Below are 25354 nucleotides of genomic sequence, written 5' to 3' on the forward strand. Positions count from 1 at the left end.
ACCACTGCATGACGGGATTCAAGCCATGACTGTCGATACGAGTGTCCCGAGTGTCGCCGCCGCCGATTCCATCGGTCTTCTCAATGAGTACAGCACCGCCCACAACGTTCCCCCCGAATGGCTTCGGGCCGTGCTGACCAAGATGAGTGAGGACCACCGAACCTCCCAGATCGATCGGGAAACCGACGAGTTGCAGGGCCACTACACGCCGGACGAGATGGCGGCTTGGCAGTGGTACCGGAGCGAGACCGCCGGCGACGCCTGGCAAAGAAACGTGGTTGAGCACGAGAGCGAGGGGATCAAGTCGCCGGACGCGTTCGATCCGGACAAGGAGTACCTCGTCGCCCCGTCGCAGAACATGGACGTACCGGAATTCAAACTCTTTCGGGGTGACGACAAGGCGAAACTGGGCTCGGTGTCAGTCAGCACCGCGGCCCTCGATCATTTCGTCGGGGTCCTGCAAACCCTTGCTCCGGACGGTGCCGGCATTCTGACGGACGCGAAGGGAACGTTGCAGAAGATCGACCCGCGGCCGGGTGGATTTGCCATTGCATACGTCGCTCGTGAGCTTCTCGTGGGTGCGCCGGACGGTGGCACCGGTCTGGCCGGGGAGACGATGGTGATGCTGGACAAACTCCAGACCTTCCTCTCCGAATTCGCCCGGGACCTCAAGTCGGTGTCGAAGGAGTACTCCGACGCCGAGGAGCTCAACAGCCTTTCCGCCGACAACTTCAAGAAACTCACCGGCGGCAGCGAAGGCAGGTTGAGCATGCTCGGCGACGTCGGCGACAAGGAAGCCGCCGTTTCCGACGGCTGATCAGGCGGCCCTCTCCGCCCTCGACCACATTCCGATTCTTCCCGAGGTTAGGTCATGCCGGACGCGGCAAATCCCGCAGCAGTTGACATCCCTAGCAATCATCCGACTTCCACCTTCGCGAACACCGGCAAAGTTCCCACGGACAATCTGCGGGAGTATCGGGGGTGGGCCGACGAGCCCGGGGGCTGGCGTCGCCTTCGCGCCGCGGTCACCGGTGGCGCGGCGCTCGGGAGCGATGGTGCTCGGAGCTTGGCCGCTTCCCTGGTCAATCCGGCCTCCCTTCTCGAGGCGGGCGCGGCGTTCGGCGAGGTGTACAAGGCGCTGTGGTACGTCGAGAATGTGCTGCGGCTTCAGGCCGAGTCCATCGCCGGTGAGGGCAAGCCCTGGCAGGGCCCGGCCGCCGAGGCCTTCCTCGCGAAGGTCGACCGTGTGGTCAAGTACGTGCACGCGCACGGCGAACGCATCATCGGTAATCGGGCCACCGGAAACACGTACAACGTCCCGGCGCAGCTGAACCATGCTGGTCAAGCTCTGGCCTGGGCCCAGTACGCCGTCCGCCACTGGGACCACGAATATGCCGTGCTCGCCCGTGCGTACGGCAGCCCGGTCGGGGAGGACGGCCTGGTGGCGATCACCGGCGGGCCGTACGAGAAGCCGATGGCCCAGGCGATGGTGCGCGAGATCGACACCTTGGCGGATGTCTACCAGAACGTGAAGGTCGACTCCTTCACGCCACCCCCCGGCATCGATTCAACGAACGTCCCGGCGCCGGTTCCGCCGCCCGGAGGTGCGCCGCCTCCGCCGGGGGGTGCGCCGCCTCCTCCGGGGGGTGCGCCGCCTCCGCCGGGGGGTGCGCCGCCTCCTCCGGGGGGTGCGCCGCCTCCTCCGGGGGGTGCGCCGCCACCGCGGGGAGTGCCCGAGCTGGGCAACGTGCCCCCACCCGGTGGTGGAGGCGGAGGAGGTGGTGGGGGTAACGTGCCGCCACCGCCCGGACTCCCCAATCTGGATGGTTCTGGAGGCGCGGGCGGCCCGGAGCTCGGCAATGTGCCACCGCCTCCGGGCGCGCCCAATCTCGGCGGGCCTGGCGGCGCCGGCGGGCCGAACCTGGGTAACGTTCCGCCGCCGCCAGGCGCCCCCAACCTGAGCGGATCGAATCTGGGCAATGTTCCGCCGCCTCCCGGCGTCCCGAATCTCGGCGGGCCGGAGCGGGGTAACGTCCCGCCTCCGCCGGTTCGCCCCGGTGGCAGTCCCACCGGCGGCAACACCGGTGGACTGGGTAATGTCCCCCGGCCGCCGGGCGCCCCGTCGTCGCTGGACATCCGGAACCCGGGTGGAGCCGGCGGCGGAGCCAACCTGCCGGCCGGTCTCGACCGTCCGGGCGGCGTTCCGGCTCCGCTGCCCCGTCCCCCGGCCATCCCGACCGGGCCCGGCGCGGGAGCAGTCGGACCGGGCGTGAACGTCCCGAATCTGCCCGGCGCTCCGAATCTGTCCGGAGGTCAGGGCGGCCTGAACCCAGGTGGCGCCGGAGGCGTGCCGCCCGGCGTGCCTCCGGGTGCGCCCGGCGGCAGCGGCGGTGGCTCCGGCGTGCCCGATCGCCCTGACGCCAGCGGCCTGCTCGAAGGCGACAATGCGGCGTGGTCGCCCGGCGGCGGCCCGGGACTGGAGCCACCGGAGGTCGGAGGGTTCACTCCGTCCGGCGGCGCCGGCCTGCAGACGGGTGGCGGCGCCGGCCTGCCCGCCGGCCGTACCCCGGCGACGGCTACGGGGCCGGCCGGATCGATCCCGGGCTCGGGCGTCGGCAGCGGACCGATGGCGCCGGGTACCCCGGCGTCCGGGCCCCAGGGCGGCGGCAGCGGTGTTCCGGACCGGCCGGATGCGGCCGGGCTGGTCGAAGGCAACGCCGAGGACTGGCAGTTCGACGAGGTCGACGGACCGGCCGTGCCGACCGGTGGCACGGCGGCCGGCCGGGTGGCGGGTTCCGGCGCCGCCCCGCCGGAGGTCCCGGCCGAGGCCGGACCGGCCGCGTCCGCGGGCCCGGTGACGGCCGGGCCGCCGAGCAGCGGCGCGCCCGGCTCGCCGGGCGGCCCGGCGAGCGATCAGAAACGCTCCGAGGCGGCTGGTCTGGTCACGGCCGACGGCGTCGAGTGGGGGCCGGGATCTGCGGTCGCTGAGAACATCGCGGTACCCGCGTCGCCCTTCCTCGGTGGTCCTGGTGGCCCGCCCGCGGGGCCGACGGGAGCGGGTGACCGCCCTGCCACCCCGGCGAAGGGTGGCGAGGGCCCGGCGCCGGACGGCGCGGCCGACCCGGCGGTAGCGGCCGAGCCGGTGACCGAAGTCGCGGCGGAACCGGCACCGGTCCGTGCGACGGAAGAGGTGCCGGTCGTTGCGGCGGAACCCGTACCGGTCGTTGCCGCCGAACCGGTCGCGGTCGCAGTCGAACCGGTGCGGGCCGAGGCGGACGAGGCCACGCGGCTGGGCGCCGATCCGGTGATCCCCGTACCGCTCGCCCCGGCCGGCGAGGCGGCGGAAGACCCGGACGGCAGCCGCCCCGAGGCCGCCGAACTGCTCGTCGAGGCGACCGGTGCCTGGACCGAGCAGTCCCCGGCCGACCCGCCCGACGACCTGGTGCCCCGCCTCGACCTCGACCAGGTCGAGGCGGACCTGGCGGCGTGGGACGACACCGACGGAAGCTGGCTGCTGGGCGAGGACCCGTTGCCGCACGAGGAACCGACGAACAGGAGCTGAGCGATGACTGGGCTGAACACCGCCGGGTCGGCGCCCCGGCCGGTCTGGCGGCGGTCCACCGCGCGTCCGGCCGTCACCGAAGAGCCGGAACCGATCTTCTGCGGCGGCCCGGACCGCACTGTGGACGACATCTTCCAGGAGATGCGCGAGTACAAGCGTCTCTGGGACGAGGAGCGCGCCAAGGAGGAGGCCGAGAAGAAGAAGCAGGCCGCCAAGAAGGACGACGACGAGGACGACGACGCCGCCCTGGAGCGTTTCCGCAAGGACCGATACGCAGTCGGTCTGCTCAAGCAGGACACCGGCGCCTGGGGTGACGGTCCGCAGTACTCGGGAACCCTGGGATGAGTACGGTCACTGTCAAACGGCCGCCGCGCGCCGCCGGTCCGCCGGCGCCCACGGGCGAGGTCGGCCTGCAGGAGCCGCCGGTGATGGCGGAGGAAGCGCCGCTCGACTTCCGCTCCTTCGCGATGACCGTGCCCATGGGACTCGGCATGGGTGGCATGATGGCGATGTTCGGGCTCTACAGCCGATCGCCGATCATGTACGTGATGGCCGGCGCGATGGCCGGCGGCATGGTGCTGATGGGCGTCGTGCAGATCGGGCGGGGCGCCGCCGAGCGCAAGCGCAAGATGCTCGGCGAGCGCCGGGACTTCCTGCGCTACATCGCGCAACTGCGCAAGCAGGCCCGCGCAGCGGCGGACGAGCAGCGACGCCATGTGCTGTGGGACAACCCGCAGCCGGAGTGGCTGTGGTCGGTCGCTATGAGCAGCCGGCTGTGGGAACGCCGCCCCACCCATGACGACTTCGCCCGCGTCCGGATCGGTCTGGGCCGCCAGAACGCCATGCGGACCTTCGTGCCGCCCGAGACCAAGCCAGTCGAGGATCTCGAACCGCTGTCCTCGATCGCGCTGCGCCGCTTCGCCGAGGCCTATCGGGCGGTGTCCGGCATCCCGATCTCGGTGAACCTGCGCAGCTTCACGAGCATCGAGTTCGAGGGCGAGGCCGGATCCGCCGTCGCGCTGGCCCGGGCCATGGTGGCTCAGCTGGTGACCCTGCACGCGCCGGACGAGCTGCGGATCGCGGTTCTGGCCCCCGAGGTGCATCGGGGACCCTGGGAGTGGGTCAAGTGGCTGCCGCACAACGCCCACCCCACCGACCTCGACACGGCCGGCCCGGTCCGGCTCTTCGCCGGTGACCACGACGCCCTGTTCGACCTGCTCGGGCCGGAGCCGGCCGACCGCGGCGACCACGACCGGACCGCGCGTCCCAGCTCGGCCGAGCCGTTCCTGGTGATCGTGGCTCATCTGGCCGACGTCCCGGACAGCTCACGGCTGCTCGGGTCGGGCGTCCGCAATGTCGTGCTGCTCGACCTCACCGGCGCCATGCCGGGTGGTCCCCGGGTGCTCAGACTCACGGTCGACGGCGCCGACGTGCGGTACCCGGCCGGCGACGCCACCGGCACGGCGGTGCGCGACGCCCTGTCCGAGACGCAGGCCGAGGCGCTGGCCCGGGTCATCTCGCCCAAACGGACCAGCGGCACGCTCGACATCGTCGACGAGCCGCTCGAGAGCGACTTCGATCTGGCCACGCTGCTCGGCATCCGCGACGCCTACACGTTCGACGTGGCCGGCCTCTGGCGGTCCCGGCACCCCCAGCGCAACCGACTGCAGGTGCCGATCGGCGTGACCGAGGACGGCGAGGTGATCGAGCTAGACCTGAAGGAGTCGGCGCAGGGCGGCATGGGCCCGCACGGCCTGCTGATCGGCGCCACCGGCTCGGGTAAGAGCGAGCTGCTGCGTACGCTCGTGGTGGCGCTGGCCGCTACTCACTCCTCGGACATCCTGAACCTGGTGCTGGTCGACTTCAAGGGCGGCGCCACGTTCCTGGGCATGGACCGGCTGCCGCACACCTCGGCCGTCATCACCAACCTGGCCGACGAGCTGCCGTTGGTCGACCGCATGCAGGACGCGCTCAACGGAGAGATGACCCGGCGCCAGGAGATGCTGCGGGCGGCCGGGTACGCGTCGCTGTTCGACTACGAGAAGGCCCGCGGCGCGGGAGCCCCGCTGGTCCCGTTCCCGGTGCTGCTCATCGTCGTGGACGAGTTCTCCGAGCTGCTGTCGAGCAAGGCCGAATTCATGGACCTGTTCGTCTCGATCGGACGGCTGGGGCGCTCGCTCGGCGTCCACCTGCTGCTGGCCTCGCAGCGCCTCGACGAGGGCCGGATCAACCGGGTCGAGGGTCACCTCTCGTACCGGTTGGCCCTGCGCACCTTCTCGTCGATGGAGTCGCGGGCCGTGATCGGGGTCGGCGCCGCCTACGAGCTGCCGCCCGAGCCGGGCAACGGCTATCTCAAGGTGGACACCACCAACCTGGTCCGGTTCAAAGGAGCGTACGTTTCCGGGCCTTACGCCGCCCGCAGTGCGAGCGCCCCAGCGATCGAGGACGTCGACGTGGTAGCCACCGACGTGGTCCCCTTCACGACGCGGCACCTGCCGTTGCCGGAACCGGTCGAGCCGGTGGCCGCGGCCGAGGTGGAGAAGGCCGACGAGAGGCCCGTCGACACCGGGTCCCCGAGTCTGGTCGAAGTGCTGCTCGACCGGCTGGCCGGGGCCGGGCCGCCCGCGCGCCAGGTCTGGCTGGCGCCCCTGTCGGTCGCCCCGACGCTGGACACCCTGCTGCCCAGCGTCGTGCCCGATCCACTGCGCGGCATGTCGGTCGAGGACCCCGCGCTGCGCGGCCGCCTGCGGGTGCCCGTCGGCGTGGTGGACAAACCCCAGGACCAGCTGCGCGAGTTGCTGACGGTGGATCTGTCGGCCGCGGACGGCCACGTCGGTGTCGTCGGCGCGCCGCAGAGCGGCAAGTCGACACTGGTGCGTTCGCTGCTGCTGGCCCTTGCGCTGGCCAACACCCCGGCCGAGGTGCAGTTCTACGGCCTTGACTTCGGCGGCGGCGGTCTGGCCTCGATCGCCGGCCTGCCGCACGTCGGCTCGATCGCCACTCGGCTCGAGCGCGACCGGGTGGTGCGCACGCTGGAGGAGATCAGCCAGATCATGGAGGCGCGCGAGGCCGAGTTCACCGCGCGCGGCATGGATTCGATGATCACCTACCTGGCCGCCCGGGCCCGTGGTGAGGTCGAGGATCGGCACGGTCACGTCTTCCTGGTGATCGACGGCTGGTACACCATGAAGCAGGACTTCTCCGACCTCGAGGGCCGGATTCAGGAGATCGCCTCGCGTGGCCTGTCGTTCGGCGTGCACGTCGTGGTGACTGCCACCCGCTGGTCGGAGATGCGGACGTGGCTGCGCGATCTGCTCGGCACCAAGCTGGAGCTGCGGCTGGGCGACACGATGGACTCGGAGTACGGCTCGCGCAAGGCGGCCACAGTGCCCAACCAGCCGGGCCGCGGACTCACCGCCGACGGGTCGCACTTCTTGAGCGCGCTGCCCCGGATCGACGGCTTCGCCACGGTCGACGACCTGGCCGAGGCGACCAAGGCGGTGGCCGAGGAGGTCGCGACGTTCTGGACCGGCCCGCCGGCGCCTCCGGTGCGGCTGCTGCCGCCCCTGTTGCCGGTGACCGAGCTGCCGGACCCACAGCCCGACCTGCGGGTGTGCCTCGGGCTGGACGAGCAGCGGCTGGCCCCGGTCTGGCACGACTTCATGGTCACCCCGCACCTGCTGGTGTTCGGCGACAACGAGACCGGCAAGACCAACATGCTCCGGGCGGTGCTGCGGGCGATCCAGCGGCGGTACACGCCCGAGCAGGCCAAGGTCGTGCTGGGCGACTCGAGACGCGACCTCGACACGGCGATCGGCCAGGAGTACCAGGTCGGTACGACCTTCACCGGGGACAAGCTGCATGAGCTGTCCGGGCAGGCCGCGGTGTCGCTGAACCGCCGGCTGCCGGGGGCGGACATCTCGTCCGAGCGGATGCGCCGGCGGGACTGGTGGGAGGGGCCGGAGCTGTTCGTCGTGGTGGACGACTACGACCTGATGACCCGCAGCGGCGGGATGGGATCGACCTTGGAGCCGCTGCTGCCGCTGCTGGCGCAGGGCGTCTACGTCGGTTTCCACCTCGTCCTGGCCCGCAGCACCTCGGGTGCGGGCCGGGCGATGATGGACTCGGTCATCCGCCGGATGTGGGAACTCGGCACGCCCGCCACCTTGTTCTCCTATCCCAAGGAGGAGGGCAAGTTCCTCGGCGAGGCCGTTCCGCGCCGCCTGCCGCCCGGGCGGGCCCAGCTGGTCACCCGCCGTGGTGTGCGACTGATGCAGACGGGATACGCGTCCGCGGACGCCGGCAAATGAGAGGAACAAGAGAATGAGTGCCGTCGTGCACGCCGACAAGTGCCGCATCACGGTCGTGGGACCGGAGCGCCGAGCCGATCTGGCCGTGCCCGTGACCTCGACGGTGGCGTCGCTGCTGCCGGTGCTGGCCGGCCACGTCGTGACCACGGGCCCCGACGACACCGTCGGCGGCAGTGGCTGGGTGCTGCAACGGCTGGGTCAGGCGCCCTTCGAGCTCGGCGGCACGCCGGAGACGCTGGACTGGCTCGACGGCGAGGAACTGCACCTGCGCCGGGCCGAGGACCCGTTGCCCGAACTGGACTTCGACGACGTGGCCGACGGCGTGGCGACCGTGATCAACCGCCGCGCCGACCGGTGGCAGCCGGAGTACCGGCGGGTCCTGTTCCTGGTGCTCTCGTTGCTGGCGATGGCGGCGATCGTCAGGGTGATCCTCGAACGGGGACCGGCGATCGCCCAGGCCGGCCCGGCCGCCGCCCTCGCCGTCGCCTTGCTGGCCGCGGCCGTGGTCGCCGGGCGCAAGCTCGACGACGGCGCGTACGGGCTGCTCTTTGCCGGTGGGTCAGCGCTGTTCGCCGCGGTGGCCGCCATGACCGCCGTACGCGGAACGTCCTACCAGGTGCTCACCGGCGCGGTCGTGGTGATCCTGGTGATCACCGTCCTCGTCGTCGGTCAGCGCACGATCGCCCGTCATCTCCCGCTGTTGCCGCTGCTCCTGCTGGGGATGCTCGCGCTGACCGTGACCGCCGTGGTGGGCAGTCACCTGGGTCTGGCGGTGTCCGGGCCCCGGGTCGCCGCAGTCGGCGCGGCTGCCCTGCTGGCGGTGATCGTGCTGGCGCCCCGGGTCGCGGTCAAGGTGTCCGGACTCCGCGGGCCGCAGCTGCCCAAGACGGGCGCGGAGATGCAGTACGACATCGAGCCCGAACCCTCGGACCAGTTGCGGTCCCGCGCCGACGATGCCGACACCTACCTGGTGGCCGTCCTGGGCGCGTCGGCCGTGCTACTTCCCGTCCTGTTCTTCTTCGTCCTGCGGACACCCGGCTGGTCGGGCTGGACGCTGGTCGCCGCCATCGCGACGGCCCTGCTGCTGCGGGCGCGCACGTTCCTCGGCCTGTGGCAGCGGATCGCCCTGGTGGTGGCCGGCGTGGCGGGCAGCCTGCTGGTCGTCGACCGGCTTTCGGCCACGGCCTCGACCGGTTGGCACGCCCTCCTGCTGATAGGCCTGATCGTGCTGCTGGTGCCGCTGGTGATGGCGGCGATGCGGCCGTGGCCACGCCGCATGCTCCCGTTCTGGGAGTACACCGCCACCTTCTTCGACATCATCACCGCGCTGGCCGTGCTGCCGGTGCTGGCCCAGGTGCTCGGCCTCTACGGCTGGGCCCGCGGACTGTTCGGGTAACCGCAGTGCAGACTCAACGCGACCACGTCCACGCCCATCAGTTCATGATGACCCGGCTGCATTCCGCTCTCGTCCTGGGCGATCCCTCGGGAGGTGAGGTGCCGGGTCGCCGGGCTCTCACCGGACTGAGCTTCGGCATCCTGGTGGCGGTTCTGGTGATTGCCGGCTTCGGCGTGTACGGCTGGATCGTCCCGGGTGGCAGCAAGTCGTTCCGCGAACCCGGCCTCGTGCTGGTGGAGAAGGAATCCGGCAACCGCTACGTCTATGCCGGCGGCACGCTGCACCCGACCGATCTGCCCACGGCGTTGCTGTGGCAGGGCGCGTCGGCGAAGGTGAAGCTGGTGTCGCGCAAGTCGCTGGCCGGGGTGCCCCGGGGCGAGGTCCTGGGCATCGCCGGCGGGCCGCGTGACATCCCCGGGCCGGAGTCGTTCTCGGCCGGGCCATGGCTGATCTGTCCGCCGGCGGCCGGTACGAAAACCGGTGCCGCTCCGGCCGCCGCGGGTGTACGGATCGACCTGGACCCGCGGGCTCCGCACCGCCCGATACCGGAGGACGAGATCGCCGCGGTGCGAGGGCCGCGTGACCGGTTCTATCTGCTTACCCAGGGTCGCCGCTTGCGGGTGGCCGACAACGCCGTCCTGGTCGCCCTGGGCGTCCCGCAGGCCGGCGCCTATCCCGTCTCCGGCAGCTGGCTCAGTCACCTGCCGGCCGGCCCGGAACTGGCTCCGGCCGAGGTCCCGCGGCGCGGCGCCGCCGGCCCGCGGATCGGTGGCCGGGCGTATCCGATCGGCTCGCTGTTCCGGCACAGCCCCGGTCCGGCCGAGCAGTACTTCGTTCTTCGCTCCGACGGTCTGGCCGTCATGAGCCGCACCGAGTTCCTGTTCGCCGCTGCGCGGAGCCGGTCGGAGCCGGTCGTTCTGGCGAGCGCGGACGTGCTGGCCGCACCGATGTCGGCCGACCGCTCCCTGCTGGACCGGCTGCCCGACCTGGCCGACGCCAAGGTCCGTGACTTGCGCGGTCAGACCCTGTGCCTGCGCCAGGCGCCGGACTCGGCCACCTCTGTGCGCAGCACGGTCGTCGAGGCTCCGCCGGTCACTGGTCCGGCGGGCGACGCGGACCGTGCGGTGCGCGGCCCGGTCGGGTCGGGGATGGTCGTCTTCGGGATCCCGGCACCGGAAACCGGGCCGGTCCCGCTCTATTTCGTCTCGTCGGCCGGCGTCGCTTTCCCGGTGAAGGACTCGACCGCCGCAGCCTCCCTGAAGCTCAACGGAGTGAAACCCGTCCCGTTCCCGCGGGAACTGCTAGCCGCGCTGCGGAAGGGACCGTCGCTCAGCCGCGAGTCCATCTCCGTCATCGCAGAAGGATAGGACGACATGGCCCCCGCTCTCTGGCCACCGCGACGCCGCCGGGACGACGACGAGTCGCCGGTCGTCCAGCACGTGGTCGGTAACGCGATCGTGCTGCACGCTCCCGACGCCATCAGTGTCGAGGCGCAGTCGCTCGCGCTGTCGGTGACCGCGGACGAGGACAACGACGTGGTCGTGCTCGACCTCGGCGACGGACTGGCCATCGACTCCTGGGAGTCGATGGCCGGCGCGCTGCCCCGGCACCGGCGGGGCATCCGGCTCATGGCCTGCGGACGCAACCGGGCCTCGGCCGCGATGGCCGGGCAGTGGCTGTCGGAGCGTCTCAACCGTACGGTCATCGCCCCCGACGGCGACCTGGTGCGCGGCGCGGGCGGGGCGCTGCTGGTGCACTCGATCACGCGCAGCGGCTGGGTCCGTTTCCGGCCCGGGCGTCCGCCGAGCTGGGACTCCAAGCGGTTCCCGGTGCCGGCCTGGGACCGGGCGGTCACCGACAACCGGCCGACCAGCGCCAACGGCGAGGTCGAACCGCTGCCTGGGGCTGTCTGGATCCACGACACGCGCTATCCCGGCCAGGTGGCCGAGCACCGCCGGCGGCTGATCGAGGACCTGCCTTGCCACCCCGAGACGATGCCGGTGCTGCTGGGCTGCCCCGGCGCGCCACCGCTGTCCCTGGACGACGTCGTCCGGTTCTGGCGCGACCTCGACCCGGACCTGCAGGCCCGGGCCCGGTTCGTCGAGTACGGGCGGGTCCGGCTGCCCGAGGGTGAGACGCTGGGCCAGGCCCTGGCCGACCTGTTCGCAACCCCGGTGGTCTGCTACACCGGCGTGCCGTCGGGCACCCCGCGCCGGTGGCAGGTCCGTGCCGTGCGGCCGGACGGCACGCTGGGCTGGTCGCCGTTCGCCACCGAGCTGCGCTACACCCCGCGGGCCCACGAGAACACCCGGGCCCGCCGGCCGGAGGTGCTCAGCCACCGGCCGCCGCTGCGCTGGACCGAGGAGGTCGGCCCGCGCGTCTACTGGTACGCGCCGGACGCGGTGGTGGAGGTGGTCGAGGCAGGCCTCTGGATGCGGTCGACCGACGAGCCGGCCGGCGCCGAGCGGGTGCGGGCCACGACGCTCGACCCGCGGGGGGCTGCTCTGATCTTCGACGACTCGGACGCCAAGCGCGCCGACCGGATGCGTGAGCTGGCCCTGGACCTGGGCGACCGGCTGCCCGGTCCGACGCCCCGGACCCTGCTGGCCGCCTCGATGGTGAGCCCGGGGGTGCGGACCGGTGGCCGGGCCGACGCCACCATCGACCACGCCGCCGGGCCGGCCGGTGACTCCGAGCGGACGACCGCGCTGATTCTGGCCGATCTGAAGCTGCCCGCCGTGGCCCCGCCCCCGGTCGCCCCACCCGCTGTGGCCGTCACATCGGTGGTCGAGGCACCCGCGAGACGCCTCGAGCCGGGCCCGACGCAAGCCCTCACCGGCCCCACGGCCTCGCTGCCGGTCGTTGCGCCGCGCCCCGCTCGCGCCACGATCGAGCCGGCACCGGCGCCCGGGCAGGCACCCCCGGCAGCGCCCGCCTTATCGGCGCCCGCCCCGGTGGCGTCCGCCCCGGCAGCTTCCGCCTCGTCAACGTCCGTCCAGGCGGCGCCCGCGGCCTCGGCACCGGCGGCCTCGGCACCGGCGGCCCCGACGCCGGTGGAGGCGCCGGCTGACCGGGCGTCACGGCCGGCCTCAGCCCCGGCCGTGACGCCCGTGCCGCCTGTCGCGTCGCCGTCGGTGGGGCCGGTCGTGTCGCCGCTTGTGCCGCCTGTCGCGCCGCCGTCGGTGGAGCCCGTGGTGCTGCCGGACGTGACGACCGCTTCGCCGGCCGCGGCGGTACCGGTCGGCATGATCGTGCCGGTCGACGTCGACATGCCCGCCCCGGCCGGAAACGAGCCGGCCGGGGCGGCGCAAACGCCGGACGCCCCCGAGGAAACACCATCGCCTGCGAATCCGCCGGCGCCCACTGCCCCGCCCGCCTCCACTGTCGTGCGGGTACAGCCGGTGCCGGCGGCCACGGCCACCGCCGTACTGCCGAAGCGGTCCCTGGACCAGGAGCGGGACTGGCTGCGCCGGACGTTGAGCGAGGACTTCGACCGGATGGCGTCCTCGGTCTCGCGCATCATGTCGGAGCAGCCCGGCCTGCAGTCCGGCGGTGCCCCGGCCGCCAACCTGCTGGCCGACTCGGTCGCCGTACGGCTCTATCTCACCCGTCGCGGTGAGCGGGTCGACTCGGCCCTGCGTACCGGCGTGGCCGGACCGCACGTGCCGTTCGCGCGGTGCGTGGTGGCCGGCCTGTCGCGCCTGCCCTCGTTCCGGGGCAGCACGATGTTCCGCATTACGCCGGACGAGCGGGAATGGGCGTTGTACGGCCAGCGCAAGCTGCTCACCGACTGGTCGCTGGTCAACGCGCTGACCCAGCCCCACGACGGGCAGGACGGCGACACCGACCTGCTCATCTGGTCGATGACCGCGCGCCGGACGTCGCTGCTCGAACCCGACGGGGCCGAGGGCATCGAGGACCGCGTGCTCTTCCTGCCGGGGACCAGCTTCAAGGTGCTGGAGACGTGGCGGCCCGGTGACGACCAGCGCGGCGGCATCCTGCTGCGCGAGATCGGCGCCAACGAGATCGACGACGAGGGGCGGGTCGACCGGGGTTTCGCCTCGCTGGACGAGCTCGCCGTGACCGCCATGCACCGGAGTCTGGAGCGCTGGTCGCAGTCACCACCGGCCAAGCGGGCGGCACCGGCCGAACTGCGCCGATTCCGCGCGCTACCCGGCCTCGATCAGGAAGGAGAACGCCGATGAACCGGCAGGTTCTGACCGTGAGCAGACAGGAGCCGGGCGCCTACCCGACGATCGGCGCGGCCGTGGCCCGGGCTGAGTCCGGCGCGACGATCGTCGTGCATCCCGGGCAGTACGCCGAACGCCTCGAGCTCGACAAGCGGGTCACGATCAGCGCGGCGCCGGGCGGCCCGGTCGAGGTCCGCTGCACCGAGGGCAGCGTCCTGGTCGTGCGGGGCGAAGGCGTCCAGCTGCGCGGCATCACGCTGGTCAGCGAGGACCCCAAGCTGGCCGCGCTCGATGTCTACGCGGGCGAGGTCGCGCTGGACGACTGCCGGGTCTCCGGCTCCGCGTGGACGGCCCTGCTGGCCCGGCTCAACGGATCGCTGGCCCTGCGCGGCTGCGAGGTGACCGCCCCCTCGGGGGCCGGGATCGTGGTGCTGTCGGCCACCGCCAGCACGGCCGAGGACACCCTGGTGCACGACGTCGGCACCTCCGGTGTGGTGGTGAGCGAGAAGGGTTCGCTGACCCTGCGACGGGTCACCGTGCGAGGTACCCGGGCCAATGGCGTGTGCGCCAACGGCGAGGCTCGCTTCGTCATGGAGGACTGCGAGATCAGCGACGCCGCCAAGCCTGCGGTGGTGCTCGAACAGCAGGCAGTGGCCCGGCTGCGGCGTCTGACCGTTTCCGGTAGCGGGAACGTGGACCTGTTCTGCCGCGGCGAGGCCGACGTCGAGATCACCGACTCGACCTTCATCGGCGCCGCGGTGCAGTCGGCACACATCACGGACGGCGCCCGGCCCCGCTTGACCGGGTGCACCTTCACCGGCGCGGGTCACACCGGCGTTCACGTCGGCGGCGGGGCCCGGCCGGAGCTGACCGACTGCACGATCGGCGACACCCCCCTCGGGCTCAACGTGGACGGCGCCGCTCCGCACCTGACCGGCGTGACCTTGCGGGACGCCGACGACCAGATCGCCGTCATCGCCGGGGAGAGCACGGTCTCACTGCGCGACGTGCGAGCCCGGCAGCCCGGCCGGGCGGGCATCTCCGTACGGGACGGAGCGGTGGTCGACGGCGCCGGAGTCAGCCTGGAGGGTGGCGCGGAGCCGATCCTCACCCTCTCCGGGGCGGCCCGGGCCGCCCTGCGGGACCTTCGGGTGACGAGCACCGGCCCGATCGCCGTGACCGCTGGGACGGGTGCCCGGCTCGACCTGCGCTCCACCGCGCTGAGCGGCGGCGGGCTGCGGATCGAGGCCGCCGAGTTGGAGGTGTCCGACGCCGAGATCGTCGACGCCGCCGCCGACGGTCTGCTGGTTCTCGACGGGGGAACGGCCACCGCGAGCCGTCTACGGATCCGGCGGTCCGGTGCGGACGGCATCCGCTTGGCCGAGGGCGGCCGGGGTACCTTCACCGACTGCGAGATCCTCGACAGCACCGGCAACGGTTGCGCGGTCGAGACGGCCCAGCCGGTGACGCTGGTCCGCTGTGTCGTGCGCGACAGCGGCCGTGAGGACGTGCGTCGCGCGGACAAGGCTCAGCTGATTGTCGAGTCGACTGCCCTGGACAGGCCGGCCGAGCCCGTAGCGGCCCCGGCGGGGGCGCCCGAGGAGCCGGCGGTCGAGGAGCTGAGCGCTCCGTTGCGCGAGCTCAACAGCCTCATCGGTCTGCGCGGCGTCAAGCAGGAGGTCACCGCGCTGATCAACCTGATGAAGATGGCGCAGGTGCGGCAGCAACGGGGTCTGCCGATGCCGCCGATGAGCCGGCATCTGGTCTTCGCGGGGCCGCCCGGCACGGGTAAAACCACGGTAGCCCGGCTCTACGGGTCGGTCCTGGCCGAGCTGGGCATCCTGAGCAAGGGGCACATGGTCGAGGCAGCACGGGCCGACCTGGTCGGGCAGTACATCGGCTCGACGGCGATCAAGACCACCGAGCTGGTGACCAAGGCCCTGGGCGGGGTGCTGTTCATCGACGAGGCTTACACCCTGTCGGCCGGCTCCGGCGGCTCCGGGCCCGATTTCGGGCAGGAGGCGATCGACGCGCTGATGAAGATGATGGAGGACCACCGCGACGAGCTGGTGGTCATCGTGGCCGGCTACTCGGAGCTGATGGAACGGTTCCTCGAGTCCAACCCCGGTCTGGCCTCGCGCTTCACCCGCACCGTGGAGTTCCCCAACTACTCCGTCGAGGAACTCGTCACCATCACCTCGAACCTGTGCACGAAGCACTACTACGAGCTGACCGACGACGCGGTCGACGCGCTGACCAAGTACTTCACCCGGATCCCGAAGAACGCGACCTTCGGCAACGGCCGCGTGGCCCGCAAGCTGTTCGAAGCCATGATCAACAATCAGGCGTCGCGGCTGGCGGCCTCGCCCGTGTCGACCGAGACGCTGATGAACCGGCTCACCGCGGCCGACGTGGAGCCGGAGCTGGCGGCGCTGGTCGACGCGCCGGCCGACCAGACGGCCGTCCCGGACATCACCGCCGATCCGCGGGCGGCCGTCGCCGCCTCCCGCTCCTGGCAGCGCATCGCCGGGTTGGTCGGCGCCGACTCGGTCCGGGAGGCCATGGGCGGCGCGGTGCTCGAGGTGGCGGGTCTGCACGGCCGCCGCCGGGTCTACGGCCGTACGGCCAATGCCGTCATAGCCGGGCCCCGGGGCAGCGGCCGGGCCGAGTTCGCCCGGCTCTACGGCATGGTCCTGGCCGAGGTCGGCCTCGTGCCGATCGGTCACCAGGTGCGGGCCTCGACCGGGGGCGACCTGGCCCCGCACTGGGCCGGCCAGGCCCAGGACCTGGTCGCCACGGCGCTGCTGGATGCCGCCGGCGGCCTGCTGATCGTGGACGTGAGCCACGGCGACCCGGGCCTCGAAGTCGTCGGCGAGCTCGTCGATCGGCTCCGCGCCGACCCGGCCGCCCCGGTCGTGGTCCTCACGGCCGAGCCCGCGGTGGTGGCCTGGCTTCGCCGCGAGATCCCTGGAATCGACGAGGCGTTCGGCCAGCAGTGGACGGTTCCGGCCTACTCCGCGGCCGAGCTCGGCGAGATCGCGGTCCGGCACCTGCTCCGCCGCGGGCACATCGTCCCCGACGAGGTCCGCGCCGCCATCGCCGAGCTGGCCGGGAACCTGCCGGAGCCGACGGTGCGCGCGGCCCACCTGTTCTCGCACGCCCTGACCCGTACCGCGGCCTCGCGGACGCTGGCCCTGGCCGACCTCACCGGCGGCGCGCCGGCGTCGATGTCCGGGGGACTGTCCGCGGTCGGCTGAGCCGGCCGGAAGGGAGCTGAGATACGTATCCGGGACACCTTGATTCATTTCCTGGACAGGTATTCTCGTTCCTCTTGTCACGTTGATTGCGAAACCGGCACGGCGTAATTTCTGATCAAATCTTCTGGACAGCGAAAGCGACAAATGACATGGACGTTCAAGTGCCCGTTCCCGCGCCCGACGATCCCATCTGGACCGCCGCCCGGGGCTTCCGGGTAGGTAAGGACGAGGGCGCCTACAAGCTGCTCAACGGTGGTATGGAGCAGGGTCGCGTCAAGGTCACGGGCGACCGGACAGGCGGCCGGCTGTCCCTGTTGGAAATGTACGTCGCTCCGGGCTTCGGCAACATCGCCCACGCTCACGGCGATGAGGACGAGGCCTTCTACGTCGCGTCCGGTGAATTTCGTTTCATCAATGGAGCAGGCACTTTCGACGCCGGACCGGGCGATTTCGTCTACATTCCCCGGGGCACTCGGCACGCCTTCAAGAATCTGACCGACGAAACCGCGACCCTGCTGGTCTTCTATACCCCGGCCGGACCCGAACAGTTCTTCCTCGACTACGGCGACGACCCCGACCCGTCGGGCAAGATGCCCCCGCCGTGGACACCCGAGAAGATCGCGTCGATCGTGGCCGAACAGGATCCCCACAAGGTGATTCCGCTGCCCGGTGACAACGACTGGGCCTGATCGGGTTCCTCACCTCGCTCCGACCGGCATCCGCACCGTCCATGAACTTCGGCTTGGGCCGAGCGTCGTCAGGGCTGACGACAGTTGTTCAGAGATCGGGAGGCAAGCCGTATGTCCACTTCGACGGAGGTCGGGGCCGACGCCGCCGCGAACGCTTTTGTTCGGTCCGGCACCCTGCTGACCTCGATCAGCCCGGCGGGCGAAATCGAGGAGGGTGCCCATGGCGCCTACCTGCTGGTCAGTCACGTGCCCCTGCCGACCTTCAACGGCGTGTGGAACATGGAGCGGGTTCAGGACGAGGCCGAGGTCCGCCGCTTCGCCGCCGCGGTGGCCGGTCGGGGCCTGCCCTGGTCGATCGGGGTGCGGGGCGAACCGACGGCCGAGGTCCGCGCGGTCGCCGCGGAGTACCGCCTGACCGAATCCATGCTCCAGCCGATGATGACCCGGCCGCTGGGCGATTTCCGCCCGGCGGCCTCCGGAGGGGTCGGAGCGGTGATCCGGGCGGCGGGCCGAGCCGACCGGCCGGCTTATCTCGAGGTCTTCTCGGCCGGCTTCGGCGTCCCCGAGTCCATCGGCGCCATGATCATGGGCGAGGCCGTCTTCGAGGTGCCGTGGGCCACCTGCTACCTGGCTGAGGCGGACGGTGTCCCGGTCGCGGTCGGGCTGGGCATTCACACCGGCGATCACGTGGGCGTCTTCAACATCGCCACGGTGTCGTCGCATCGCCGCCGCGGATACGGCCGGGCCATGACCGAGCGGGTCGTGTCCGACGGCGTCGCCCGGGGCGCCCGGACCGCGTACCTGCAGCCGTCGCCGGAGGCGCTCCGGCTGTACGAGTCGATCGGCTTCGAGGTGGTCGAGACCTGGACGATGTTGCACGCCTGACCCCGAAAGCTCGGCCCGATGTTTACTTTCCGTGTTCATGCTCAGGGGAGAGTCCAGAAGTGGTCCGGCGTCACTGCGGATGGTGATGGCGTCGATATGGACCGGTGATGTGTGATGTGCACTCGTGTGCGAGTGGAATCGTCGTTGTACAGTTCGGCTAACACGACCGATCGTACTATCTCTGAAACCACCGAGATGGTGACAATCGGTAATTGAACGCGCGCGACGGAGCAGCAGCCACAAGTTGCTTCTGTGCGCCGGCAAGAAGCGTGCTGGGAGCCCACCTGGGCGCTCATGACTGACACGATTCCTAGCGCACGTGGGGGGATTGGTCACGTGTCTCCGACCGTCGGTGACAAGTTGTCGTTCTGTTTCGGAGTGCTCGGACCGGTGCAGGTCCTGCGATCGGGCGTCGAGGTCGACCTCGGCGCCCGGCAGCAACGGTTGATTCTGGCCTTGTTGCTGGCCAATGCCGGTCAACCGGTCGGGATCGGCAACATCGTCGAGGTGCTGTGGGGTGAGCGGCCGCCGGCGAGTGCCGTGAACGTCGTGCACCGCTACGTGGGCACGTTGCGGCGACTCTTCGAGCCCGCGCTGCCGGCCCGATCGTCCGGGCGGTGGCTGCTGGGGGACGCGGCCGGCTATCGAATGCAGGTCGACCCGTTCCATCTTGACCTGTCGCGGCTGCGGATGCTGGCCGAGCAGGCCCGATCGGACGCGTCGGAGAGCCGGTGGACGGAGGCCATGGCGTCCTTCGAGTCGGCCCTCGCCCTGTGGCGCGGTCCGTGCGGCGGGGCGGCCGAGCTCGTGGCCAACGACCACCTGACCTTCGACGCGATCGACCATGAGTGCGCCGGCCTGGCCCGGGAGGCGACCGCCCTCGCGCTACGGCTGGACAAAGCCCGAGCGGTCCTGCCCGTCCTGCGCCGCATGGCTGAGCACCGCCCCTTGGACGAGGCGCTGCAGGCTCGGCTCGTGCTGGCCGTCTCGGCCGACGGTCAGCAGGCCGAGGCGATCGCGCACTACCAGAACGTCCGGCGCCGCCTTGCCGATGAGCTGGGGGTCGACCCGGGAGAGGAGCTCCGGGAGGCGTACCAGCAGGTTCTTCGACAGGAGAACGCCGCGCCGGTGTCGCCGCCGGGGGGCACCGGAACCCCGGCCCCGCCACCCGGCGACCCGGCTCCGCGGCTGACCACGGTGCTGCCGGCCCAGCTGCCCGCCGACCTCGCCCACTTCACCGGGCGTGATGACGCTCAGAGCCGCACGCTCAGCCTGGTCAACGGCCACATCCTGACCCAGGCCTCCATGCCGGTCCTGGCCATCGACGGGATCCCCGGCATCGGCAAGACCAGCCTGGCCATCCACCTGGCTCATCAGCTGACTGACGCCTACCCCGACGGTCAGCTCTACGTCGACCTGCAGGGATTTGATCCGGAGCAGTCCGTCCTGCACCCGGCGCAGGCCCTGCAGGGCTTCCTCAACGCGCTCGGCGTGCCGGACGCCGACATTCCCGTCAGCCACCACGCCCGATCCGGGCTCTACCGCAGTGTGCTGGCCGGCCGCCGGATCCTGGTCGTGCTGGACAACGCGCACAGCGTCGAGCAGGTGCGTCCCCTGTTGCCGGGCTCGCCCGGCTGCCTGGCCCTGGTGACCAGCCGCAAGCGGCTCACCGGGCTGGCCACCGCCCACGGCGCGCACCTCATGACCCTCGACGTGCTCTCCGTCGAGGACGCCCGCGGCTTCCTCACCTCACGTATCGGTTCGCAGCGGACGTCGGCCGAGTCGGAGGCGGTGGACGAGGTGATCGAGCGCTGCGGACGACTCCCGCTGGCGCTGGCCGTGGTCGCGTCCCGTGCCCTGACCCATCCCGACCACAAGTTGATCGAGATCGCCCGGGAACTGCGCGATGCCCAGGGCAGCCTGGACGGGTTCTCGACAGATGACATCGACAACGACATCCGGGCGATCTTCTCGTGGTCGTACCGGACGCTCGGCCCGCCGGCCGCCCGCATGTTCCGACTGCTCTCCCTGCATCCCGGGCCGGACATCGCGACCCCCGCCATGGCCAGTCTGGCCGGGGTCGCGCTGACCGAGGCCCGCCTGCTCGTCGGCGAACTGGTACGCACCGGTCTGCTGGCCGAGCACCAGGTCGGCCGGTTCTGGATGCACGATCTGATCCGGGCGTACGCCCAGGAACTGGTTCAGGGGCACGACGACGAACTCACCCAGGTCCGGGCTTTCGAGCGGCTCACGGCCCACTACCGGCAGAGCGCCCACGAGGCGGACCGGCTCCTCGGGCCCTCCATCATGCTGGACCCGCCGCCGGCGATGGCTGACGTGGTCACCGTCCGCCCGGGCGACGGCATCGAGGCCGGGGCCTGGCTCAACGCGGAGCGGCAGGTGCTCAAGGCGGTGGTCCAGCGTCTGATCGAAGGCGGCGATGTGGCCGCGGCCTGGCGATTGACGGTCAACCTGCACTTCTTCAATCAACGCGAGGGCTGGTGTCACGACTGGGCCGCCACGTCGCGCGCCTGCCTGCAGGCGGCCACATCGGCTGGGGACGACCTGGGCTCCGCCTTCATGGCCCGCAGCCTCTCCGGCGCCGAGATGATGCTCGGCCACTACGAATCCGCTCTCCAGCATCTCGACCGTTCTCTGGAGCTGTTCACCGCGCTCGGGCACAGCCAGGGCCAAGCGCTGGTGTACCGCAACCTCGGACAGGTGACCGACCTGCAGGGCCGGCACCAGGAGGCCATCGGCTACTTCGAGCGGGCCGTGCAGCTCATGGCGGCCCAGGGTGATTTGGTCAGCCAGGTCCTCGCCCTGGGGTGCCTGGCCGACGCGCATACGTCCCTCGGCCACTTCGAGATCAGCATGGATCTGATCAATCGCGCGTTGCCGATCGCCGACGCCCTGCAGAGCATCCACGGTCAGGGCTTCTGTCACGAGATCATGGCCAAGTGCCTGCAGGCCAAAGGTGACCTGCCCGCCGCCCGCCGGATCTGGGGCAAGGCCGTCGGGATCTTCCGTCGGTCGGAATGGCGGATGAACACCGTCTCCTGCCTTCTTCATCTGGGCGACACCGCGCTGGCCATGGGGGATCCAGCCGGGGCCCGGGAGGCGTGGCAGGAGGCTCTCGATCTGACGGTCCACCTACGCCTGCCCGAGGTGACCGAGTTGGAGGACCGCCTCAGCCGGCTCGAGCACGAACCGGCACCGGTCGGCGGAGGACGCTGAGGCTCACCGGCCCGGCACGGTGGCATGCGGGTCCAGCGCGGTGCCGTCGGCCCACGGCTCGGGGTGCGTCAGGAACGCCGATTCGCCGTCGGGGGCCTGCATCTCCAGCCACCTCGCCAGCAGAGCCCGGGTTCCCGGGGTCGGCACCCCGGTCATCTGGGCCACCCCCTCGGCCGTCAGGCCCGGTCGCAGCCCGATGTCGTACGCGTTGTTGATGATGCGTTTCTGCGCGGCCAGCGCGCGGCCCGACCGGCGGGCGTACCGGGCGGCCCTCGTCTGGGCCTCGGCCACCAGGCGGACGGCCGGAACCACGTCCCCGATCAGCCCCCGGTCCCGGGCCTCGGCGGCGGTGTACTGGCGGGCCTCCAACATCATCTCCAGGGCCCGGGCCGGGCCCATCAGGTGGGCCATCCGTTGCGCGCCGACGGTGGTGGTCAGCCCGATCGACAGTTCCGGAAGGATGAAGGTCGCGGATTCGGAGGCGAGCCGCACGTCGAAGAAAACGGAGAGTTCGAGGCCCCCGCCGCCGCAGGGTCCGTCGATCGCGGCGATCCACACCGCCCGGGACCGCAACAGCCGGGTCACCAGCTCGTGGAACCGGGTGATCGCCAGCACGCCGGCGAGTTTGGACCGGCTTAGCAAGCGGTCACCGCCGAACGACGTCAGCGTCCGGACGGTGCGGATAAGCATGCGGGCCAACGGGGCCGGCAGGAGCGGCGCCGCCTGCGCGGCGGCGAGCAGGTCGCCGATGTCGTAATGGGTGATGTAGCGGCCGGCGGTCGCGCCGGTCACCACGACTGCCCGCACGGTCTCGTCGGTCTCGACTGCGCGGACCACATTCAGCAGGTCCAGCTGCATCTCTGCATTCATGTAGTTGTGGGGCGGAGCTTCGACGAGAACGGTCAGCACGGGGCCGTCCTGTGACAGTCGTAGTGTCCGCACCGGAACATCGGCGGCTGAGGTCGCCATCGTTTGTCTCCCCTTCGCTGTCATGAGTCCGGTCGGCCCGAGCGACGCGACCGCCAATCGTCCCGACGCAGGGGCACCCGGATCGTTCAACCGATCCCGGGGAGTCCGGCCGGGCCGATGATCGTCTAGGTTCACCTGATGGGGACGACGGACAGGGACACTTCTCCCGGGAACCTCGTCGGACGGGGCCGGGAGCAGGCCGAACTCGGCGGGGTGCTGGGATCGCTGCGGAGCGGGGGCCGGTGTCTGGTGATGCGCGGCGAGCCCGGCGTGGGCAAATCGGCTCTGCTGCGGTGGACGACCGGGCGAGCGGCCCAGCGGGGGACAGCCGTCCTGTCGATCACCGCTGTGGAGGACGAGTTCGACCTGCCGTACGCCGGATTGCACCTGCTCGCCGCGCAGTTGCGTCGCGGCGAGTCGCCGCCCGAGGTCGCTCACCTGCTGCGGACCCTGGCCGCGGAGGCGCCGCCGGCCCTTGTCGCGGGGGCGTTGCTCGATCTGATCGCGGCCTTGACCGGGGGCGGCCCCTTGCTGATCGCCGTGGACGACGCTCAATGGCTCGACCCCGCCAGCTGGAGCGCGTTGGTCCTGGCCGGCCATCGTGTCGCGGACGACCCGGTGCTGGTGCTGCTGTCGATGCGCGACGGGACACGGACCACCGCCCGTCTGGCGCTGGCGGAACTGCCGGAGTACGTCCTCGGGCCGCTGCCGGCCGCCGACGCGGCCGAACTGCTCGACCGCCGGGCGCCTGATCTGCGGGCCGACCTGCGGGAGGTGGTGCTGGCGGAGGCGGCCGGAAATCCGCTCGGGGTCATCGAGTTGGCCGCCGGGGTACGGAAGGTGGGCGTCGGCGCTGCGGGACAGCTACCGCTGACCGAGCGCTTGGAGCGGGCGTTCGGCCGCGCGGTCGAGGAGCTGCCGGCCGGAACGCGGGCCTTCATCGAGGTTGCGGCCGTGAACGACAGCTCGGACGGACAGGAGATCCGGCAGGCGGCGCGCCTGCTGTATCCGCTTCTGCGGGACGAGGACGCGCGCCTGGCGGTGACCGAGAAGGCGGTCGAGCTCGAGGACGGCCAGGTCGTCTTCCGGCATCCGCTGGTCCGGTCGGCCGTCCGGCAGAGGGCCGGAGCGCTCCGCCGCCGGCAGGTGCACGCCGCTCTGGGTGAGGTCATCGATCCGCAGGACCGGCGGCAGCTCTGGCACCGGGCCGAGGCCGCGTCCGGGCCGGACGACCAGTTGGCCGCCGAACTGGCCCGGGCGGGGCAGGACGCGCGGCGCCGAGGTGCGCTCACGTCCGCCCGCCAGGCGTTCGAGCGGGTGGCCCGGTTGTCGGCGGATCCGCGGACCCAGGTGCAGGCGCTGATGACAGCCATTTGTATCGCCAGTGACGAGGGCGAACCGGCCGCCATCAACCGGATGGTGGAAGTTCTCAGCGAGCGCCCGCTGCCGCCGGCGGAGCAGACGATTGTGGCCAACATCCGGGTGGCCCTCGACGGTCAGGCCTGGGTCGGCGACGACCACCTGGCGCACCTGGTGGACGTCCTCGACTCGTTCGCCCAGCTCGGGGAGACGGAGTTCGCGCTCGAGTTCCTGGCGGACTTCAGTCTGCGGTTGTTGTTCGCCAACCCCGGGCCGGAGCTGGCCGGCCGGGTTGTCGGGCTGGCCGACCGGCTCGAACGGCCGGAGTACGAGGGGGAGATCACCGGCATCCGGGCCAGTGTCGCACCGGTGGAGCAGTGCGCCGCCGTCCTGCCGGTGCTGCGTCGCTTCCTCGCCAATCCGGTGCTGCTGGCCTCGCAGGCGACCGACCGGTTGCCGCAGGCGGCGATGGCGGTCGGGGCCCTGCCCGAGGCCCATGAGCTCAACGCCCGCATCCTGGAGATCTCGCGCCGCCGCGGCCGGGTCGGCAATGTGGCCATGTCGCTGGTGCACCGCGCGAGCACGGCGGCGCAGCTGGGTGAAGCGTTCACCGCACTGACCCTGGCCACCGAGGCGCGTGGTCTGAACCGGGAGCTCGGGCAGAGCAGGTGGGCGCTCACCGCCGAGCTCATGCTGGGGCGGGCCCTCGCCCTTCGGGGCGAGGCCGAGCAGGCCGGGCGGATCGCGGACGCGGTCGAACAGGTGCTGTTGCCGATCGGGGCCTATCCGATGCTGGCCAACGTCCAACTGGTCCGGGGGACGGCGGCCATGGCGGCCGGGAAACCGGAACTCGCGTACGACGAGCTCGCGTCGATCCTCGACCCCGGCGCGGTCCCGTACCACGCGACCCTGCGTTTCTGGGCGGTGCCCTACCTGGCGGAGGCCGCGCTCCTCGGTGGCCGTGTGGACGCGTTGCACGACCTGATCGTCGATCTTGGTGTCTTCGCCGAGCGCGGCATTCCGGTGCTGCGGGTGGGCCTCAACTACGCGCGGGCGGTGCGGGCCGAGACCGATGAGGGTTACACCTCCGCCCTGGCCTTCGGCGATCTGTCGCGGTGGCCGTTCGAGCAGGCTCGACTGCGGTTCGCGTACGGCGTCTGGCTGCGCCGGCAACGCCGGGTGGGCGACGCCCGGACCCAGCTCCGCGCCGCGGCCGGGGTCTTCACCGCGTTCGGGGCCGTCCCCTGGGCCCAGCGGGCCGACGCCGAGCTGCGGGCCACCGGCGAACGGGTGGAGCGGCAACCGGACGTACGCCAGGCGCTCACCCCGCAGGAGTGGCAGATCGCCGAGCTCGTGACCGACGGTCTGACCAGTAAAGAAATCGCCAACCGGCTCTTCCTGTCGGTGCGGACCGTCGACAGTCATCTCTCCCGTGCCTACCGCAAGGTCGGGGTGTCGTCGCGGGCCGAGCTGACGAAGGTGCTGCTCGACGGCCGGTGA

Annotated in this window: 13 protein-coding genes; 12 read left to right on the forward strand and 1 reads right to left on the reverse strand. The window is 71.6% G+C overall.

All coding sequences use genetic code 11. The features are described from left to right. Positions 1 to 25 precede the first annotated feature (25 nt). The 11 genes from M1L60_RS33405 (at position 26) to M1L60_RS33455 (ending at position 21526) form a co-directional block, all read left to right on the forward strand. Positions 26 to 817, forward strand: coding sequence for a hypothetical protein (locus tag M1L60_RS33405; protein WP_253241556.1), 792 nt, complete (start codon positions 26 to 28; stop codon positions 815 to 817). Positions 818 to 1066: 249 nt separating this feature from the next. Continuing rightward, a complete protein-coding gene (locus M1L60_RS33410; RefSeq protein ID WP_253241557.1) occupies positions 1067 to 3562 on the forward strand; it encodes a hypothetical protein in 2496 nt (831 codons plus the stop codon). A gap of 3 nt (positions 3563 to 3565) precedes the next feature. Then, a complete protein-coding gene (locus tag M1L60_RS33415; RefSeq protein ID WP_253241558.1) occupies positions 3566 to 3907 on the forward strand; it encodes a hypothetical protein in 342 nt (113 codons plus the stop codon). Next, complete coding sequence (gene eccCa, locus M1L60_RS33420) at positions 3904 to 7872, forward strand: type VII secretion protein EccCa (RefSeq protein ID WP_253241559.1); 3969 nt, start codon at positions 3904 to 3906, stop codon at positions 7870 to 7872. Before M1L60_RS33415 ends, eccCa begins: the two co-directional genes overlap by 4 nt. Positions 7873 to 7885: 13 nt before the next feature. Next, a complete protein-coding gene (eccD, locus tag M1L60_RS33425) occupies positions 7886 to 9268 on the forward strand; it encodes a type VII secretion integral membrane protein EccD (protein ID WP_253241560.1) in 1383 nt (460 codons plus the stop codon). A 5-nt stretch (positions 9269 to 9273) separates the two neighbouring features. Continuing rightward, complete coding sequence (eccB, locus tag M1L60_RS33430) at positions 9274 to 10635, forward strand: type VII secretion protein EccB (RefSeq protein WP_253241561.1); 1362 nt, start codon at positions 9274 to 9276, stop codon at positions 10633 to 10635. 6 nt (positions 10636 to 10641) lie between these two features. After that, complete coding sequence (locus M1L60_RS33435) at positions 10642 to 13473, forward strand: hypothetical protein (protein WP_253241562.1); 2832 nt, start codon at positions 10642 to 10644, stop codon at positions 13471 to 13473. Beyond that, positions 13470 to 16715 carry a right-handed parallel beta-helix repeat-containing protein gene (locus M1L60_RS33440; RefSeq protein WP_256517659.1) on the forward strand — a complete coding sequence of 1082 codons (3246 nt, stop codon included), beginning with the start codon at positions 13470 to 13472 and terminating at the stop codon, positions 16713 to 16715. Before M1L60_RS33435 ends, M1L60_RS33440 begins: the two co-directional genes overlap by 4 nt. Positions 16716 to 16864: 149 nt before the next feature. Next, positions 16865 to 17404: a cupin domain-containing protein gene (locus M1L60_RS33445; RefSeq protein WP_253241564.1), complete on the forward strand. Its 540-nt coding sequence runs from the start codon at positions 16865 to 16867 to the stop codon at positions 17402 to 17404. Positions 17405 to 17515: 111 nt separating this feature from the next. Next, the gene (locus tag M1L60_RS33450) at positions 17516 to 18289 is read left to right on the forward strand and encodes a GNAT family N-acetyltransferase (RefSeq protein ID WP_253241565.1); all 774 of its coding nucleotides are present in this window, start codon (positions 17516 to 17518) and stop codon (positions 18287 to 18289) included. A gap of 336 nt (positions 18290 to 18625) precedes the next feature. Continuing rightward, entirely contained in the window at positions 18626 to 21526 is a 2901-nt protein-coding gene (locus M1L60_RS33455; protein WP_253241566.1) for an AfsR/SARP family transcriptional regulator, read from the forward strand. A 3-nt stretch (positions 21527 to 21529) separates the two neighbouring features. Here M1L60_RS33455 and M1L60_RS33460 read toward each other — a convergent pair whose 3' ends face one another. Next, positions 21530 to 22495, reverse strand: coding sequence for an enoyl-CoA hydratase/isomerase family protein (locus tag M1L60_RS33460; RefSeq protein WP_253241567.1), 966 nt, complete (start codon positions 22493 to 22495; stop codon positions 21530 to 21532). Between the two features lie 138 nt (positions 22496 to 22633). Between M1L60_RS33460 and M1L60_RS33465 the strand changes: the two genes are divergently transcribed. Continuing rightward, entirely contained in the window at positions 22634 to 25354 is a 2721-nt protein-coding gene (locus M1L60_RS33465) for a helix-turn-helix transcriptional regulator (protein ID WP_253241568.1), read from the forward strand.

The sequence above is a fragment of the Paractinoplanes aksuensis genome (assembly GCF_024137025.1).
Taxonomy (GTDB): Bacteria; Actinomycetota; Actinomycetes; order Mycobacteriales; family Micromonosporaceae; genus Actinoplanes; species Actinoplanes aksuensis.